Genomic DNA, 16544 nt, shown 5'->3' on the forward strand with positions numbered 1-16544 from the left:
TCTTTCAGGTCAATCCATCGTGCCGTAACGCTTGGCCGCTTCAATAGCCAACCCACTGCCGATGCTGCCAAAAATGTTCCCCTCCACATGCCGCGCATTCGGCAACATCGCCGAAACACTGCCGCGCAGCGCCGGAATCCCGCTCGAGCCACCGGTGAAGAACACCGTATCCACCTGATCGACCCGCACATTCGCATCGTTGAGCAACTTCGTGACGCTGTTGCGCACGCGCTCGAGCAGGTTGTCGATGGCCGATTCGAACAGCGCCCGGCTCAGCTCCACGCTCAGCCCCGGCTCGATGCGGTCCAGTGGCACATGCCGGCTGTCGGCGTGGGTCAGCTGAATCTTGGTTTCTTCCACTTCCATGGCCAGCCAATGCCCGGCGCGCTGGTCGATCAGCTTGAACAGGCGGTCGATGCCGCCCGTGTCTTCGATGTCGTAGCGCATGCTGCCCAGTGCCAGGGTGGACTTCTGCGAGTACACCGAGTTGATGGTGTGCCAGGTCGCCAGGTTCATGTGGTGGCTGGTGGGCATGTAGGCGCCACTCTTCATGCGGCTGCCGTAGCCGAACAGCGGCATCAGGCCCTGCAGGCTCAGTTGCTTGTCGAAATCGGTCCCGCCGATGTGCACGCCGCCGGTGGCGAGGATGTCGTCGTGACGATTGTCGTGGTTGCGGCGCTCGGGCGACAGGCGCACCAGCGAGAAGTCGGAGGTACCACCGCCGATGTCGACGATCAGCACCAGCTCTTCCTTTTCGATGGTCGACTCATAGTCGAACGCCGCCGCAATCGGTTCGTACTGGAACGACACATCCTTGAAACCGATGGCGCGGGCCACATCCACCAGGGTGTTTTCCGCTTCCTGGTCGGCCATTTCATCGTCGTCGACGAAGAACACCGGACGACCCAGCACCACTTCATCGAACTCCCGACCGGCGGCCGTTTCCGCGCGTTTCTTCAATTGGCCGATGAACAGCCCGAGCAGGTCCTTGAACGGCATCGCGGTACCGAGGACACTGGTGTCGTGCTTGATCAGCTTGGAGCCCAGCAGGCTCTTGAGCGAGCGCATCAGGCGGCCTTCGTAGCCTTCGAGGTACTCGTGCAGCGCCAGCCGGCCGTACACCGGGCGACGTTCTTCCATGTTGAAGAACACCACTGACGGCAGGGTGATCTTGTCGTCCTCCAGCGCGATCAGCGTTTCCATGCCGGGGCGCAGCCAGCCGACGGTGGAGTTGGATGTGCCGAAGTCGATACCACAGGCACGGGCTGGAGATGCGTTTTTCATGTCTTTCAGGTTCCGGTTAAAAAACGGCCGCGCAGTGTATGTCACTGCGGCACAGATTCGAAGGCCGACTATCCGCTAAATCTCAGCTATTAGCGCCTTGAAAGACTATCCTTTGCCCCAAACTTGTCTGCATTGGGCCTGGCAGCCACCGGACGGTCGCAAGAACCGCCCACTGCTGCCGATAAACTTCTGATGCGCCGCCCGGTCACAATCTTGAGATCGGTCAAACCCGGTGATGCAAATCAAGTGCATGCTCTGGCAGGTGGCGCGATATCGATAACGGATGGTGACTCCCACGATGGACTTCAAAGATTATTACAAGATTCTCGGTGTGGAACCGACTGCGGACGATAAGACGATCAAGGCGGCTTATCGCAAGCTGGCGCGCAAATACCACCCCGATGTCAGCAAGGAAAAGGACGCCGAAGCCAAATTCAAGGATGCGTCGGAAGCCTATGAAGCGCTGAAAAGCGCCGACAAACGCGCCGAATACGACGATTTGCGCAAATACGGCCAGCACGGCCAACCGTTCCAGGGGCCGCCGGGTTGGCAGGGACGAGGCGCTGGCGGTTTCGGTGGTGGTCAGGACACGGGCGATTTTTCGGATTTCTTCAGTTCGATCTTCGGCGGCCGTGGACCTGGTTTTGAGGGTGGACAGTCGCGTCGCAGCACCGGACGTCGAGGGCAAGACGTGGAAATGGAATTACCGGTTTTTCTGGAAGAAACCCTCTCGAACGAGTCGAAGAAGGTCAGCTTCCAGGTGCCGCAGTACAACGCTGCGGGCCAGCATGTCAGCAACACCAGCAAAAGCCTGAACGTGAAGATCCCGGCCGGCGTGGCCGACGGCGAGCGTATCCGCCTCAAGGGCCAGGGTGCACCGGGTGTCGGTGGCGGCGCCAATGGCGACCTGTACCTGATCATCCGTTTTGCGCCGCACCCGAAATACGATGTGGAAGGCGAGAACCTGATCATCACGCTGCCACTGGCTCCTTGGGAGCTGGCGCTGGGCACTGAAGTCGCGGTGCCGACCCTGACCGGCAGAATCAATCTGAAGGTCCCGGCTGGCAGCCAGAACGGCCAGCGCATGCGCGCCAAAGGTCATGGCCTGATGAACAAGACCGGCGAGCGCGGTTACCTGTTCGTGCAACTCAAGGCCGTCATGCCTAAAACCTCGGACGACGAGGTCAAGGCGCTGTGGCAGGAACTGGCGAAAAAAGCCGCTTTCAATCCACGAGAAAACTTCTGATCCAAGAGACGGAGTAGCCCACCATGAGCAGCCCCCTGATCGTTCAACTGGACATGGCAGAATTCTGTGAGGCGACCGATTTGTCGGACGTCTACGTGATCGAAATCGTCGAACACGGCATCCTCGAACCTCAGGGCGCGCAGCCCAAGGATTGGCGTTTCAACGATTATGAGCTGGCGCTGGCCAAGCGTGCCGCCAAGCTGCGGCACGACCTGGAGCTGGAGTGGGAAGGTGTTGCCCTGGCGCTGGATTTGCTTGAAGAAGTCCAGCAGCTACGGGCGGAGAATCGGATGTTGAAGCAGCGGTTGGGGCGGTTGGTGGTGGAGTAGCGAAATGGTTAGACTCCTGACCGAACTTTAGAAACTCGGCTTACAGTCGCATAGTGATTCAGAATTCATTAAGCATGCGGTTGACTCGACTTGCTATGGAACCGCCTTGCCTTCTTATCTCAGCTTGCCTAGCTCTCGGTGCGCGCCCCTCTTGTATCAGTCGGTTATTCAACGTTAGTATCTGATCGTTGACTAGCGCCCTTCGCATTTCCTCCCGAGTATCCGCAAAGCCTGGGTCTCGCTCTTGTATTTGAGACACTCTAATTCTCGGATTTATGTTCGTTGAATCTCCACCACCCCGAACCGGTTCTCGAGGGCTTGTGACCATTTGGCCACTGCTATTACGGCGTGTCACTGTTACTTCCCCTTTGCTATTTTTATGCACTCCTTCCTTTTGATTCGAGGGCTTGGATGGACCGGCTTTTAGATTTGGGTTTTCTAGAGCGCTTGGGCTGTTTGGTCCGAAAGGATCACTAGCTCTCGCAGAGTCGTATCCAGCAGGACTCGGACGCCCATGATTATAGGAGGTTTGTCGCGGAAGGCCGTTACGTGGCCCTGGTGCTCCACCGACCACAAGTGCTGATTCGAAGAACCCCGATAGCCCTTGCCCTGTTTCAGGGCGCATTTCCCCCATTCCAGACGGAACATAGGCGATACCTTTTCGCCCCGTCTGCTCGGCGCCACCAAAGAAAAAATCAAATGCACGGGAAAAAAATTTGCCTGCTTTCATGTGTCCGGTCGGATCCGAAGAATTCACCGGATCCCCCACGCAATACATATATGCATTCAATCCGCCTCTCCCAAACGGGCTCCAGCTGTCCGGGCTATGAAAACGCATCAATGTCGGGTTGTAAGCCCGGTAGCCATTGCCCAGCAAATACCAGCCGAGGCGCGGCTCGCGCAATTCACCGTTGAACCCGATGTTCGTCGCTACATCTTGATGCGCGGACTGCTGGCCGTAGGCGGAATAAGCGATGGCATTAGATTTGCCACTTGCGACTTCAGCGAGTATCGAGTTTTTATTGTCGGCAGCCAGCAGGACAGTGCGCGACTGTTGTGCGGACGCTTGGTTATCAGCAGGTAACTGAGGCATGGCGCAGCCTTCCTTGGTGAGAGCGTTGATAGTGATCAGCGCTCCCAGTCTGACCCTGTTGCAAAGTGCCGGGAACTAGCAGAACTGATAGTCGGGCGCCCCCCCTGGCGCTGGATCTGCTGGAATAGGCCGGCAACTCCTGGCCAAGACCGCGCTCAACCATCGACGGATGGTCGAATCCAGCCTGCACCGGCCCTCCTACACAAGCGCCGTTGTTTCAGATTCGCCGGGGCAACACCACGGTAAACAGCGTGCCCTCGGCCTCACTGGAGCTGACCTCGATCGTCCCTGCATGGGCGTTGACCACTTCCTTGACGATAAACAAACCCAGTCCGAGGCTGGTTGACGGCTGGCCAAGTTCTTCGTCGGCACTGCGCACCAAAGGATCGAAGATGGTGCCAATGGCATTCTCGGGAATCGGCGTGCCGTGGTTGAGCACCGTGAGACGAACCGTATCTGGTTCGCCAATGAGCCTTATCGTCACATCCCGTTTGTTCGAACCATGCTGCAACGCATTGCCGATCAGGTTTTGCAGGAGTTGACCCAGGCGCCCTGCATCCCAGACGCCTCGGGTGTCTCCTGATACGTCGAGTATCGGATCGCACTCCGGGTTGCCGGCACAGGCTTCGGCGATCGCGGCATGGGCGGCGTCCGCCAGGTCCATCGGGACGGGTTCGATCGGCAGGCTCTTGCCCAGGCGACTGCGCACCAGCTCCAGCAAATCGCCGACCATCACCGCCATGTGCCGCGCGCCGCGCTTGATGTTGATCGCGCAGGTCAGCGCATCGCCCTCGAGCGTCACCTTGCGCAGCAGCAGTTCGGTGGACATGCTCACCGCTTGCAACGGCGCGCGCAGGTCATGGCCGAGGATCGCCAGAAAGATGTCCCGCGAATGATTGACCTGTTCGGCATAGGCCGCGGTGGACTCGGCAAGGGCTTCGTCGATGGCTTCATTGAAGCGGATCATGTCCTGGAAATAGGTCATGTCCGGCGACTCCAGGCTGCCTACCCACAGACGAATCACGCAGGCGCGCAAATGGCGGAACTCGGACGTCATCTGCACCAGATCGAACCCGACGTTGTGGCGCAGCTCTCCATGACAGGCCGCGGCCTCGTCCAGGCTCGGGGTTTTCTCCGGGCCTTCGCCTTTGGCTTTGGCCGCCTGTTCGCTGGCGGTCTGTGCCTTGCGCATATCGGCTGCCGCGGCGAGCAGGATCGACTTCGCGTGATCGCGCAATGTCGTGCGGTCCAGCGAATCGTCGGCGCTGATGGCATCGGCAAATGTTTCCCATTCATCAACGATACGATCTACGTGCTGCACAATGAATTCAGGTAAACGCATGACTGGGCATCTGCATGGCAATGATAGCCATTGAGTGTGGCGCATCCTGGCGCCTTTGTCGTGCCCCTGCCGCAAGCGCCGATGAAGCGGTATGGATGTGCACACAAGGTAGTAATTAATTATTTTTTCATGCTGTTAATTGAATGGTTATGACCGCTTGCCCAGCAGTGTCCGTTGTTTTTTTTCGATTTGTTGTTTCAGGTGTGTGGTGAGTAAATTGAAGGCTCAATTGAACTGCATACGGATATGCGATATGTCTGAATCCCCTATGGAAAACACCACGGTCGATGAGCCCGACGAACATGAAAAGGGTCGTCACTTCGACTTCATAAAAAGCACTATTCCCGAATGCCTTGTTCAGGCCTCGCCGCTGCGGCGCAAGGTACTGAAAGACACTAAGCCCACTCTTCCAGATTGGTATGAAAATAGTTCGGCGGATCAGCGCAGTGTACTGAAAGCGTTAATAGAAACCGACTGTCATGCGCAGAATAAATGGGACAAGACCTTGGCTGGCGTGGACAGCATCACCGCCTTTGCCAAGCCCTTATTGACCACGGCCTTGGCCGAAGCGGGTATAGACCTGGATGTCGAGGAAACCTGGGTGCGACTCTATTACCCGGTAGATTACAAGTTTTTCGGTATCTCGACGGGCGTGAGCACTGGCGATGTACGTAGCAGAACCTTCTCGTTGCTGCAGGCGGCATTGCATAACTTCGAAGCCTTCGAGGCCGGCGAGCGTTACTTTGATAAAAACTCCACATTCATTACCGAACCCGACGCGCAGGGACGCTTCGATGTTCTGTCTTGCGAGCTTGAAATTTCGCAGTTCGTCACGATCTGTCGAAAGCTGGATATAGGGGGTCAGTATGAAACCTATATCAAAGACATTCTTTATGAGGGCGGCACGGCGCATCAGCAGGCATTAAGCCAGGCTTACATCGATAGCAAAAAAACCGCCATGAAGGCCGCCGCCTATGCAGCCCTCCTGAACAGTGATATCGAACTCGCACATTACGAAATGTTGGTCGAGCTGATCAATGAACAGCCTGTCGTCAGGGATAAAAGCAGCCGACGCCCCATCAGCTATAGCCCGCTCCAGCTGATGGGGTACGAAATCGCCGAGTGTGCAGTGTTCTTTGCAACCCACGCCAATCGTTACGATGGCAGCTATGTCATTGCCTGGATTCCGGACGATCCCGAACACCCGATAAAAAAATACGCCTCGTTCGCGGACTTCGAAGCGCAACTGACCCATCAACTGATGTACCGGCCTCGGGGCAGCCGAATCGATAGCGCCAGTGACGCGCTCACCGACTATCAACGCTTTTTCAGCCGGTTCATCGGCGAAAAGGACCGGGGTCGTTTTTTTCTTCGATTTACCCAGAAGGTCCTGGACGCGCCGTCCGGCACTTACTGGAAAGACCAGGTGCGCGGTTATCTGAAGTATTTGAGCCCGGCGTCAAGATTGGTCGGTCCCGTAGAGGATCGGCACTGGCGACGAGACCCGCAGGAGAACATCGATTTGCAGGCCAAGCTGCCGCTGAACTTTCAGTGGGTCGGCATGGCTGGCATCTGGACTGAGATGTTTCGTCAGAAACGTCGGCATATGCGAGAGGACGCGCAAGTCCTTGCCGTCTCCACCGCCACCGAGGATGACCTCACGCGCGAACGTCGGCTCTCCAATTACCTGAATATCGGCCTGTCTGTCGTCGGTATTGCCGCGTTCGTTGTGCCGCCTGTAGGCGCGGCCTTGCTGCTGGTCACCGCGGACCAGTTGTTGTTCGAGACGATCGAGGGTGTGCGCGAGTTGAGCCAGGGTGACAAGGAAGCGGGCTGGGCCCACATCACCGATGTCCTGGAGAACCTGGCGACGATGGCGGCACTGGCGCCGGTTTTTCACTACACGGTTTCGCCTTTCGTCGAAGGCTTGAAGTCGGTCACCCTGCCCAGCGGCAAGACGCGGTTGTGGAAGCCCGATCTCCAACCCTACGAGCGAAACATCGAGTTGCCGGCAAACTCCAGGCCCAACGAGTTGGGGCTGCATCAGCATGCCGGTGAAAATATTTTGCCGCTGGAGGGCAAGCATTACGCGTTGAAAGAGCAACCGCATTCCGGAACATTCCGGATTCAGCATCCTGCTCGGGAGGACGCCTACCAACCCGAGTTGAACCATAACGGCAACGGGGCCTGGAGTCACGAGATGGACGCGCCGCTGGAGTGGCCGAAAAGCAAGTTGTTACGCCGTCTGGGCCCCTCGGTGGATGCCTTTACCGAGCGTGAGCGCGAACACATGCTCAGGGTCAGTGGCACACATGAGGACGTACTGCGTCGAATGCATGTCGAGGGTGAGCCGACGCCGCCGCTGCTGGCCAACACTCTCGCACGGTTTCAAGCCTATGCCGATGCCGGCGAAGTGGGGACGCAGATTCGTCGCGGGCAACTGCAGAATGACCTTTGCGGCTATGCCGCTTCCTTGATGGTCGAGCTGCCAGGGTGGCCCCGTGCCAAAGCGATAGAGGCGTTCGAGGGCGCTGATTTGAGCGGCCACTCCTTTCAATATGGTGATATCGCCGCACCGGCTTCAGACGTCATCAGGGTCAGCCGAGCCGAGCTTATGGCGGGGCAATTGCCGGAGCGTGTGCTGACCTTCCTCAGCGAGGAGCAAATCAAAGGTCTGGTCGGCCAACATGTCGCACCGCAGAGGCAGGCGCTGACCTTGCGAGACCGGCTGGCCGACCATGCAGATCAGGCCAGGGCGCGGATCTTCCAGAGTTTGTCCCAAGACCGGGAGAAAGCGGGAAATTCCCGGACTCAGTTGGTCCAGCGCAGCTTTTCCTCGGTGCCGACCCAGCTCGCAAGCGAATTGTTGGAGGATGCGACGCCCGACGAGCAGCGCCAGATGAAAACCACCAGGCGTCTACCGTTGCGATTGACGCAAAAAGCGCGTCTGGCGCAGCAAGAGGTGCGCCTGGCGCGGGCTTATGAGGGGCTTTTCCTGGGGACTCTGGCGATGCCGGACACTGAAAGCCTGGTCCTGCATACGCTGGGGAAACTACTTCACTCGCCGGGCGATTTGCGCATCGAGGTCCGGGATGGCTCCTTCACCGCAGCGATACGAGCCAGCGTCGGCCCCGAAGATGCCCTTGAGCGCAAAGTGTTGGTACGTACCGGGGAGGGGCAGTACGAGGCACGCGACGCCAGCGACAATCATTTACATGGAAGGGATGACCTGTATGCCGCCCTTCAGCACGCCTTGCCAGATGCTCAACGTAGATCCCTGGGTGTGCCCCACGTGAGTCAGGGGGCCGATCTCGAGGCACTGATCCAGCAACACGCACTCGCGCGTGATGAATTGCGCGCGGTTCTGAAAATGCAGGCGCAACGTCAACCGTTCTTCAGGCCGCTGACGCTGTTGCCCGACGGTCGGCGCGGCTACCCATTGAGCGGTCGCGGCCAGAATGTCTGGGAGCGGATTATCGAGGAGCGGGTCAGGACGCTCTACCCCGATTTTACCCTTGAAGACGTCGATGAATTCGTTGCAGCCCTGAATGCTCGAGACGACTCGCCAGAGCACCAGCTGAAACGGCTCGAGCGGGAATACAAGCAATTGGATCACCGCCTGCAAACCTGGTTGCGGGCGCCGAATGAGTGGTCTGGCGCAAGAGACAGCCCGCAGTACGTCAGGGAGTGGGGCGCGAGGATAAGAATCGTCAAAGCCCTCAAGCAAGCCTGGCAAAGGACCGGTCCTAAAGACTATGACGCCTACGGCAATTATCGCGGCCAGAGCATTGATCTGAGTGACACCTCGTTGCAATACCAGCTGCGCAGCTTACCGACGCTGGAAGCGAATTTCGATCATGTCACCCGGCTGAGATTGAGTCGTTCGCAGTTCAGCAATTTAGTCGAGGGGGTGCTTGGACATTTTCGCCAGCTGCGTGCCCTGGACCTCTCCAGTAACCAGCTGACCCGCCTTCCTGCAGCGATCAGCGACATGCCGCACCTGCTTGAACTGCACTTGGGCAATAACCAGATCATGTTGACCGGGCCAGCCATCGAGAGCATCAAGAACCTGACCCGGCTAAAAGTACTCGGGATGGAAAACAATCCCCTGGCTTTGGCGCCCGATGTCAGCCGAATGCCTGACTTGCACATACTGAACCTGTCGAACACCGGCCTCGCCACCTGGCCTGCCGGGACCTTTGCCTTGCCCCGACCCCGGCACTTCGACTTGAGGTTGGTGAATAATCCGATCACCCAGTTGCCCGTGGTAGCCCCGGGTTCCGTGCGGGCTGAAATAGTGGCACGCACGCTGATCAGTCGTGAGCCGCCATGGCTTTCGGCAGAAAATCTTGCAACCCTTGACACCTACATCGAGTCGGTAGGACTTGATCCTGACCGGCGACCGCCCAATTCGGTGATGTCCGATAGCCGCTTCTGGATCAACGCGCTGCCGCCGCAGGAGCGGGCGACGCCTGAATTACGCGCGTTAAAACGTGATCTCTGGGGCGCGGTGGCGGACGAGTTCGGTTCCGAGGCATTTTTTGCTGAAATCAAAAAACTCGCCGGCTCCTCGGATACTTTTCCCGAGTATCGAACCGAGCTTGCCGGCAAGGTCTGGCGAATGCTGGAGGCGGTAGCCGAAAACCCCGAGCTGCGCGAGAGGCTCTTCCAAGACGCGTTTGTTCCCTCCACCTGTGTCGATTGCGGGGCTCAGCTGTTTAACGCCATGGGCATCGAAGTATTGGTTCATGAGGCCTACGGTCTTGTCAGCAAGGACTTGGTGGAAGCGGAGCTGGTGAGTCTGGCCAAGGGCAAGTCACGTCTGAATGAGTTGGGCAGGATTGCCCGGGCGAGGGTCAAGGAACTGCTGGAGCAAGGCCGCAAACTTCCTGAATATGATCAGGACGGCGACCTGATCGTACAGCGGGATGAAGAGGGAAACGCCGTCAGGTCTATTGATGAAGTGGAAATTCATCTTGCCTATCCCACAGCTCTGGCCGAGCGCCTGGATTTGCCTTGGCAGTCGCGCAGCATGATGTTCGAGGAGAACGATGTCACGCTGCTGCTGATAGAGGCCGCCTACAAGCGAGTACTCGCGCTTGAGGAAGGAGATCTTCTGAGGGATTCAATTATCGAGCAGGATTTCTGGAACCGGTATATCCAGGGTGCCAACCGCAAAACGTTCAATGCTATCCGGCGTCAAATCGACGCGGTGTTGGACCTGCAGACCGCACAACAGCAATGGTCGCAAACCGCCGATGCGTCGGCGCGTACGCGACTGCGCGAAAAAATCACGACACTGGCGACGCTACTCGGCAAGCAGCCAGTCGATGTCCCTCCCGGTCGCGTGATGACAAATGATGAATACACGGCAGAGCTTGATGTGCTCAATACCGAAAAGAACAACCTGCTGAAGAAACTGACCCGGGAAGCAATGGCTAGAGCCAAACTTCAACGCGTCGAAGTCCCCCTTGCGGTGCAGCCGGATAACCGGTGAGTTGTCGTTGAATCCAAGGCCAGGGAGCGTTTTTTGCTTTCAGGCCTTGTTTGTGTTCGGCTACTCAGAACAGGAAATACCGCTGGGCCATCGGCAGCACATCCGCCGGTTCGCACCACAACAGCACGCCATCGGCCTTGACCTGATAGGTCTGCGGATCGACGGCGATCTCTGGCAGGTAGTCGTTGTGAATCAAGTCGGTTTTCTGCACGTCGCGACAGCCTTTGACCACGGCGATTTTTTTCTTCAAGCCCAAGGATTCCGGTACCCCGGCTTCCTGTGCCGCCTGGCTGATAAAGGTCAGGCTGGTGGCATGCAGCGAGCCGCCATAACTGGCGAACATCGGACGGTAGTGCACCGGTTGTGGCGTCGGGATCGAGGCGTTGGCGTCACCCATCAGGCTGGCCGCGATGGCGCCGCCCTTGAGGATCAGCGTCGGTTTCACGCCGAAAAAGGCTGGACGCCAGAGCACCAGATCCGCCCATTTGCCGACTTCCACCGAGCCCACTTCATGGCTGATGCCATGGGTGATCGCCGGGTTGATGGTGTACTTGGCGATGTAGCGTTTGGCGCGGAAGTTGTCGTTGCCGGCACCGTCGCCCGGCAACGCACCGCGCTGTTTTTTCATCTTGTCGGCGGTCTGCCAGGTGCGGGTGATGACTTCGCCGACCCGGCCCATGGCCTGGCTGTCGGAACTGATCATCGAGAACGCGCCGAGGTCGTGCAGGATGTCTTCGGCGGCGATGGTTTCGCGGCGGATGCGGCTTTCGGCGAAGGCCACGTCCTCGGCGATGCTCGGGTCCAGGTGGTGGCAGACCATCAGCATGTCGAGGTGTTCGTCGATGGTGTTGCGGGTGAACGGCCGGGTCGGGTTGGTGGAGCTGGGCAACACGTTGGGGAAACCGCAGGCCTTGATGATGTCCGGCGCATGGCCGCCGCCCGCGCCTTCGGTGTGGTAGGTGTGGATGGTGCGGCCCTTGAAGGCGGCGAGGGTGGTTTCGACGAAGCCCGATTCGTTGAGGGTATCGGTGTGGATCGCCACCTGCACGTCGTATTGGTCGGCGACGTTCAGGCAGTTGTCGATGCTTGCTGGTGTGGTGCCCCAATCTTCGTGCAGCTTGAGGCCAATGGCACCAGCCTTGACCTGTTCGATCAAGGGCTCCGGCAGGCTGGCGTTGCCCTTGCCGGTGAAGCCGATGTTCATCGGGAAGGCGTCGGCGGCCTGAAGCATGCGGGCCAGGTGCCACGGCCCGGAAGTGCAGGTGGTGGCGTTGGTGCCGGTGGCCGGGCCGGTGCCGCCGCCGATCATGGTGGTGACGCCACTCATCAGCGCTTCTTCGATCTGCTGCGGGCAGATGAAGTGGATATGGGTGTCGATGCCGCCAGCGGTGAGGATCATGCCTTCACCGGCGATCACTTCGGTGCTGGCGCCGATCGCGATGGTGACGCCGGGCTGGATGTCCGGGTTGCCGGCCTTGCCGATGCCGGCGATGCGCCCGTCCTTGAGGCCGACGTCGGCCTTGACGATGCCCCAGTGATCGATGATCAGCGCGTTGGTGATCAGGGTGTCGACCACTTCGGCGGCCAATAACTGACTTTGGCCCTGGCCGTCGCGGATGACTTTGCCGCCGCCGAATTTCACTTCTTCGCCGTAGGTGGTGAAGTCCTTTTCCACTTCGATCCACAGCTCGGTGTCGGCCAGACGGACCTTGTCGCCGACGGTGGGACCGAACATGTCGGCGTAGGCTTGTCTTGAGATTTTCATGGGGTTGCCTTGGGATTCAATGGTTTTCGAGACCGCTCGCGTCGCTCGCTATCGCTGGCAAGCCAGCTCCTACAGGGGATTGCAGTACAAGCCGAATGCCGGCGAACGCGATCGCATTCCGGCGCCGAATGCCGGCGAACGCGATCGCATTCCGGCGCCGAATGCCGGCGAACGCGATCGCATTCCGGCGCCGAATGCCGGCGAACGCGATCGCATTCCGGCGCCGAATGCCGGCGAACGCGATTGCATTCCGGCGCCGACATGCCGGCGAACGCGATTGCATTCCGGCGCCGACATGCCGGCGAACGCGATCGCATTCCGGCGCCGAATGCCGGCGAATGCAATTGCATTTCAAGCCGATATGCCGGCGACCGCGATTGCATTCCGGCGCCGACATGCCGGTGAATGCGATTTCCCTTGTAGGAGCCGGCTTGCTGGCGAAGGGGCCGCTGCAGGCACTGCATAACTTAAAGGTCACCCATGATCCGTCCGGCAAACCCGAACACCCGGCGATGGCCGGCAAGGTCGACCAACTCGACTTGGCGACTCTGCCCCGGTTCGAAGCGCACGGCAGTGCCGGCGGGGATATTCAGGCGCATGCCGCGGCTGGCGGCGCGGTCGAAGGTCAGGGCGTCGTTGGTTTCGAAAAAGTGGTAATGCGAGCCGACCTGGATCGGCCGGTCGCCGCTGTTGGCGACCTTCAGGCTGAGGGTGCGGCGGCCGACGTTGAGTTCGATGTCGCCAGGCTGGATCTGGTATTCACCGGGAATCATCAATGGGCTCCCTGGAGGATTTTGTAGTAGAGCGCAGTGGGTTTGTAGCGGCCGCTCGGGTCGCAGGCGTAGTCGGGGATTTCACCGGCACGGGTGTAACCCTGGGCCTTGTAGAAATCCTCGGCGGGGGAGCCGGCTTCAGTGTCGAGGTAGAGCATGCCGCGCTTGTGCTGGAGGGCGGCCGCTTCCAGTGCGCTCATCAACTGCTGGCCCAGACCCCGGCGACGCGCATGTTCGCGCACCAGCAATTTCTGCACTTCGGCGCGGTTCAGCCCGTTGGCTTTCTGGCACAGGGTCAGTTGCACGCTGGCCTGCACCTGCTCGTCCTTGACCACCACCCACAGCAGCACGTTGCCGCTGTTCAGGTTCTCTTGAACGTCATCGAAGTAGGCGCGTGCCTCAGTGGCATCCAGATTGGCCATGAACCCGACGCTGGCGCCATAACCCACGGCATCGAGCAGCAGATCGATCAAACCCTGGCGATAGTGGGCAAAGCTTTCAACATTGACGCGGCGCAGTTGGGCGGCGTTCATCAGGCGTTACTCCTTATTGGCGGCAGGTGGTTCTGCGCCAGGATTGAGGGTCAGCTGCATGAAGGTCAGGTCCAGCCAACGGCCGAACTTGGTGCCGACCTGGGGCATCTGCCCGCTGCTCACGAAACCGGCTCGTTCGTGCAAGCGAATTGACGCGGCGTTACCGCTTTCGATGGCGGCAACCATCACATGCTTGTCGCAGTCTTTGGCGCGTTCGATCAGCACGTCCATCAGCTGCGGGCCCAGGCCATTGCCGCGCTGATCGCTGCGTACATAGACCGAATGCTCCACAGTGTGGCGGAAACCGTCGAACGGCCGCCAGTCACCGAATGACGCGTAACCCAGCACCCTGTTATCGCTGTCGACGATCACCAGAATCGGATAGCCCTGGGCTTGCCGGGCGCTGAACCAGGCCTGGCGGTTGTCCAGGTCGACGATCTTCTCGTTCCAGATCGCCGTGGTATTGAGTACGGCATCGTTGTAGATATCGCGGATCGCCGGCAGATCGGCCCGCACTGCATCGCGGATGTGGTAAGTCATGGCGCGACCTCAGGCGATCGGTTGGTGAACGGTGACCAGTTTGGTGCCGTCGGGGAACGTCGCCTCGACCTGGATTTCCGGGATCATTTCCGGGATGCCTTCCATCACTTGTTCGCGGCTGAGCAGGGTGGTGCCGAAGTGCATCAGGTCGGCCACGGTCTGGCCGTCGCGAGCGCCTTCAAGCAACGCTGCGGAAATGTAGGCCATGGCTTCCGGATAATTGAGTTTCACGCCGCGAGCCAAACGCCGCTCGGCCACGAGGCCGGCGGTGAAGATCAGTAGCTTGTCTTTTTCGCGTGGGGTCAGGTCCATCGTTGGGAATCCATAATCGGCAGTAAAAAGGTATTGGAACTGTTGGTACGGCCCCCTGTAGGAGCTGGCTTGCCAGCGAAAGCGGTGTGTCAGTCGATACATGTATTGGCTGATCCGCCTTCGCTGGCAAGCCAGCTCCTACAGGGAGGCGGTGTTCAGGTGGCCCATATTCGGGGTGGGACGGCTTCTCGGCCCAGTAACGCCGGGCGCAACAACCGCCACACATCAATCAACCATCCCCGCGCCAACAATGCTTCACTGGCCAGGCACCGGGCAACCAGAATTCCCGGCAACTGCGTCAAATCCCCGCGCACGTCATGAGTCAGTGAACGGCACTTCTCCAGCAATTCACTATCGAGGTCGCCGGTCACCAGCAAGGTGGCAAACACCGGCTGCCCATCCAGGCCAATTGGCGAATCGAGCAACCCATCCCCGCCGACAATGCGCTGACGTTCGTGCCAGAGCAACCGGCCGTTGCGACGGATGTCGAGTTGCGCCTGAAAATGCCCGAGGTCGAAACGCTCGCCGCTGGCCGGTCGGCCCAGTGCCACCACGTCCCAGTAAAACAACCGGGCATCGCCTTCAAGGTCGACGCAGGTGCTCAGTTCAGCCTGCGCGGCACTGAAGATGATGGTCTCCTGCGGCAACCATTCCAGTGTCGCACCGCTCGCCACTTTCAAGGTCAGCTGCTGATAAGCGGGGCCGGCGGCGCGATACCATTTGGCCGCGCCAGGGCTGGTGATTTGCGCCCAGGCATCGCGCCCGACGCTGGCCGAGATGTCCAGCCGGTCACCCCCGGCAATCCCGCCCGGCGGATGAACGATGATGTGCTGGCAGACCTGCGGTCCTTCGGCATACAGATGCTTCTGCACCCGCAGCGGGCCTTTGTGCCGACGCTGAACCGGGCGCGTGCTGTCGCCGAATCGGGCGTAGCCCAGTTCCAGCTCGGCGTGCCAGCTTGGGGTAAACAGGGCAGTGGGGGCAGGTAGATTCATGGTTTCCAGTTATCGTCAGGACGCCGCAGATTAAATCGAAGCCTTGTATCGCGGCCTTATATGGTAACCAGGCCGCGCACGCCCTCGGCTTCCATATTTTCGCCACGGCCTTGCTGCACGATTTCGCCCCGGGACATCACCAGGTATTGATCGGCCAGTTCGGCGGCGAAGTCGTAGAACTGCTCGACCAGCAGAATCGCCATGTCACCACGGGCGGCAAGTTGCTTGATGACGGCACCTATCTCCTTGATCACCGAGGGCTGAATGCCTTCGGTGGGCTCGTCGAGAATCAACAACCGTGGACGGCTGGCCAACGCCCGGCCAATTGCCAATTGCTGCTGTTGCCCCCCGGACAAGTCGCCGCCGCGCCGTTGCTTCATCTGCAGCAGTACCGGGAACAACTCGTAGATGAACGCCGGGACTTCCCTGGCCTCGGAGCCGGGAAACCGCGACAGGCCCATCAGCAGGTTTTCTTCCACGGTCAGGCGGCCGAAGATTTCCCGACCCTGGGGCACATAAGCAATCCCCGCGTGAACCCGTTGGTGCGGCTTGAACGCGGTGATCGGTTTACCTTCCCAGTTCACCGCGCCTTCCTTGGCCGGCAACAGGCCCATCAGGCACTTGAGCAGGGTGGTCTTGCCGACTCCGTTGCGCCCCAGCAGGCACGTGACTTCACCGACCTTCACCTCAAACGTCAGGCCCCGCAGGATGTGGCTACCGCCGTAGTATTGGTGCAGCTTGTCGACTTGCAGCATTCTCAAATTCTCCTCGATCCCCTGTAGGCGCTGGCTTGCCAGCGAAGGCGTCCTTTCAGGCGATAAATACGTCGACTGAT

At 59.4% G+C, this 16544-nt stretch carries 14 protein-coding genes; 4 read left to right on the top strand and 10 right to left on the bottom strand.

The annotated features are described in order from the left end of the window. Positions 1-9 precede the first annotated feature (9 nt). A complete protein-coding gene (locus ELQ88_RS05290) occupies positions 10-1284 on the bottom strand; it encodes an Hsp70 family protein (protein WP_138964016.1) in 1275 nt (424 codons plus the stop codon). Positions 1285-1582: 298 nt separating this feature from the next. Between ELQ88_RS05290 and ELQ88_RS05295 the strand changes: the two genes are divergently transcribed. Both ELQ88_RS05295 and ELQ88_RS05300 read left to right on the top strand, forming a co-directional pair. Next, a complete protein-coding gene (locus ELQ88_RS05295; protein ID WP_128874341.1) occupies positions 1583-2530 on the top strand; it encodes a DnaJ C-terminal domain-containing protein in 948 nt (315 codons plus the stop codon). Positions 2531-2553: 23 nt separating this feature from the next. Continuing rightward, on the top strand, positions 2554-2859 hold the full coding sequence (locus ELQ88_RS05300; protein ID WP_138964018.1) for a chaperone modulator CbpM: 306 nt from the start codon (positions 2554-2556) through the stop codon (positions 2857-2859). A gap of 58 nt (positions 2860-2917) precedes the next feature. On the opposite strand, the gene ELQ88_RS34535 is transcribed toward ELQ88_RS05300, so the two are convergent. Together ELQ88_RS34535 and ELQ88_RS05310 are read right to left on the bottom strand one after the other, a co-directional pair. Next, positions 2918-3952: an RHS repeat-associated core domain-containing protein gene (locus tag ELQ88_RS34535; protein ID WP_228761589.1), complete on the bottom strand. Its 1035-nt coding sequence runs from the start codon at positions 3950-3952 to the stop codon at positions 2918-2920. Positions 3953-4169: 217 nt separating this feature from the next. Then, positions 4170-5294, bottom strand: coding sequence for a HAMP domain-containing sensor histidine kinase (locus ELQ88_RS05310; protein ID WP_138964020.1), 1125 nt, complete (start codon positions 5292-5294; stop codon positions 4170-4172). A 253-nt stretch (positions 5295-5547) separates the two neighbouring features. On the opposite strand from ELQ88_RS05310, the gene ELQ88_RS05315 reads away from it, so the two are divergent. Next, complete coding sequence (locus ELQ88_RS05315; RefSeq protein WP_138964022.1) at positions 5548-10791, top strand: NEL-type E3 ubiquitin ligase domain-containing protein; 5244 nt, start codon at positions 5548-5550, stop codon at positions 10789-10791. A gap of 64 nt (positions 10792-10855) precedes the next feature. Here the strand turns inward: ELQ88_RS05315 and ureC are convergent, their stop codons facing one another. After that, positions 10856-12556, bottom strand: a complete 1701-nt coding sequence (gene ureC, locus ELQ88_RS05320) for an urease subunit alpha (protein ID WP_138964024.1) — start codon at positions 12554-12556, stop codon at positions 10856-10858. Between ureC and ELQ88_RS05325 the strand changes: the two genes are divergently transcribed. Continuing rightward, positions 12555-13022 (top strand): hypothetical protein, encoded by a 468-nt coding sequence (locus ELQ88_RS05325; protein ID WP_138964026.1) that lies wholly within the window; start codon positions 12555-12557, stop codon positions 13020-13022. The genes ureC and ELQ88_RS05325 overlap by 2 nt on opposite strands. A 1-nt stretch (position 13023) precedes the next feature. On the opposite strand, the gene ELQ88_RS05330 is transcribed toward ELQ88_RS05325, so the two are convergent. From ELQ88_RS05330 to urtE, 6 genes are all read right to left on the bottom strand, one after another. Continuing rightward, complete coding sequence (locus ELQ88_RS05330; protein WP_138964028.1) at positions 13024-13329, bottom strand: urease subunit beta; 306 nt, start codon at positions 13327-13329, stop codon at positions 13024-13026. Beyond that, complete coding sequence (locus ELQ88_RS05335) at positions 13329-13862, bottom strand: GNAT family N-acetyltransferase (RefSeq protein WP_128874346.1); 534 nt, start codon at positions 13860-13862, stop codon at positions 13329-13331. The genes ELQ88_RS05330 and ELQ88_RS05335 overlap by 1 nt, the downstream gene beginning before the upstream one ends. A gap of 6 nt (positions 13863-13868) precedes the next feature. Continuing rightward, the gene (locus ELQ88_RS05340) at positions 13869-14402 is read right to left on the bottom strand and encodes a GNAT family N-acetyltransferase (protein ID WP_138964030.1); all 534 of its coding nucleotides are present in this window, start codon (positions 14400-14402) and stop codon (positions 13869-13871) included. Positions 14403-14411: 9 nt separating this feature from the next. Beyond that, positions 14412-14714 (bottom strand): urease subunit gamma, encoded by a 303-nt coding sequence (locus ELQ88_RS05345; protein ID WP_128874348.1) that lies wholly within the window; start codon positions 14712-14714, stop codon positions 14412-14414. Positions 14715-14869: 155 nt separating this feature from the next. Beyond that, positions 14870-15709 (bottom strand): urease accessory protein UreD, encoded by an 840-nt coding sequence (locus ELQ88_RS05350; RefSeq protein WP_138964032.1) that lies wholly within the window; start codon positions 15707-15709, stop codon positions 14870-14872. 56 nt (positions 15710-15765) lie between these two features. Continuing rightward, a complete protein-coding gene (gene urtE / locus ELQ88_RS05355) occupies positions 15766-16464 on the bottom strand; it encodes an urea ABC transporter ATP-binding subunit UrtE (protein ID WP_128874350.1) in 699 nt (232 codons plus the stop codon). Positions 16465-16544: the final 80 nt, after the last annotated feature.

This window comes from Pseudomonas sp. MPC6 (assembly GCF_006094435.1).
In the GTDB taxonomy this organism is placed as follows: domain Bacteria; phylum Pseudomonadota; class Gammaproteobacteria; order Pseudomonadales; family Pseudomonadaceae; genus Aquipseudomonas.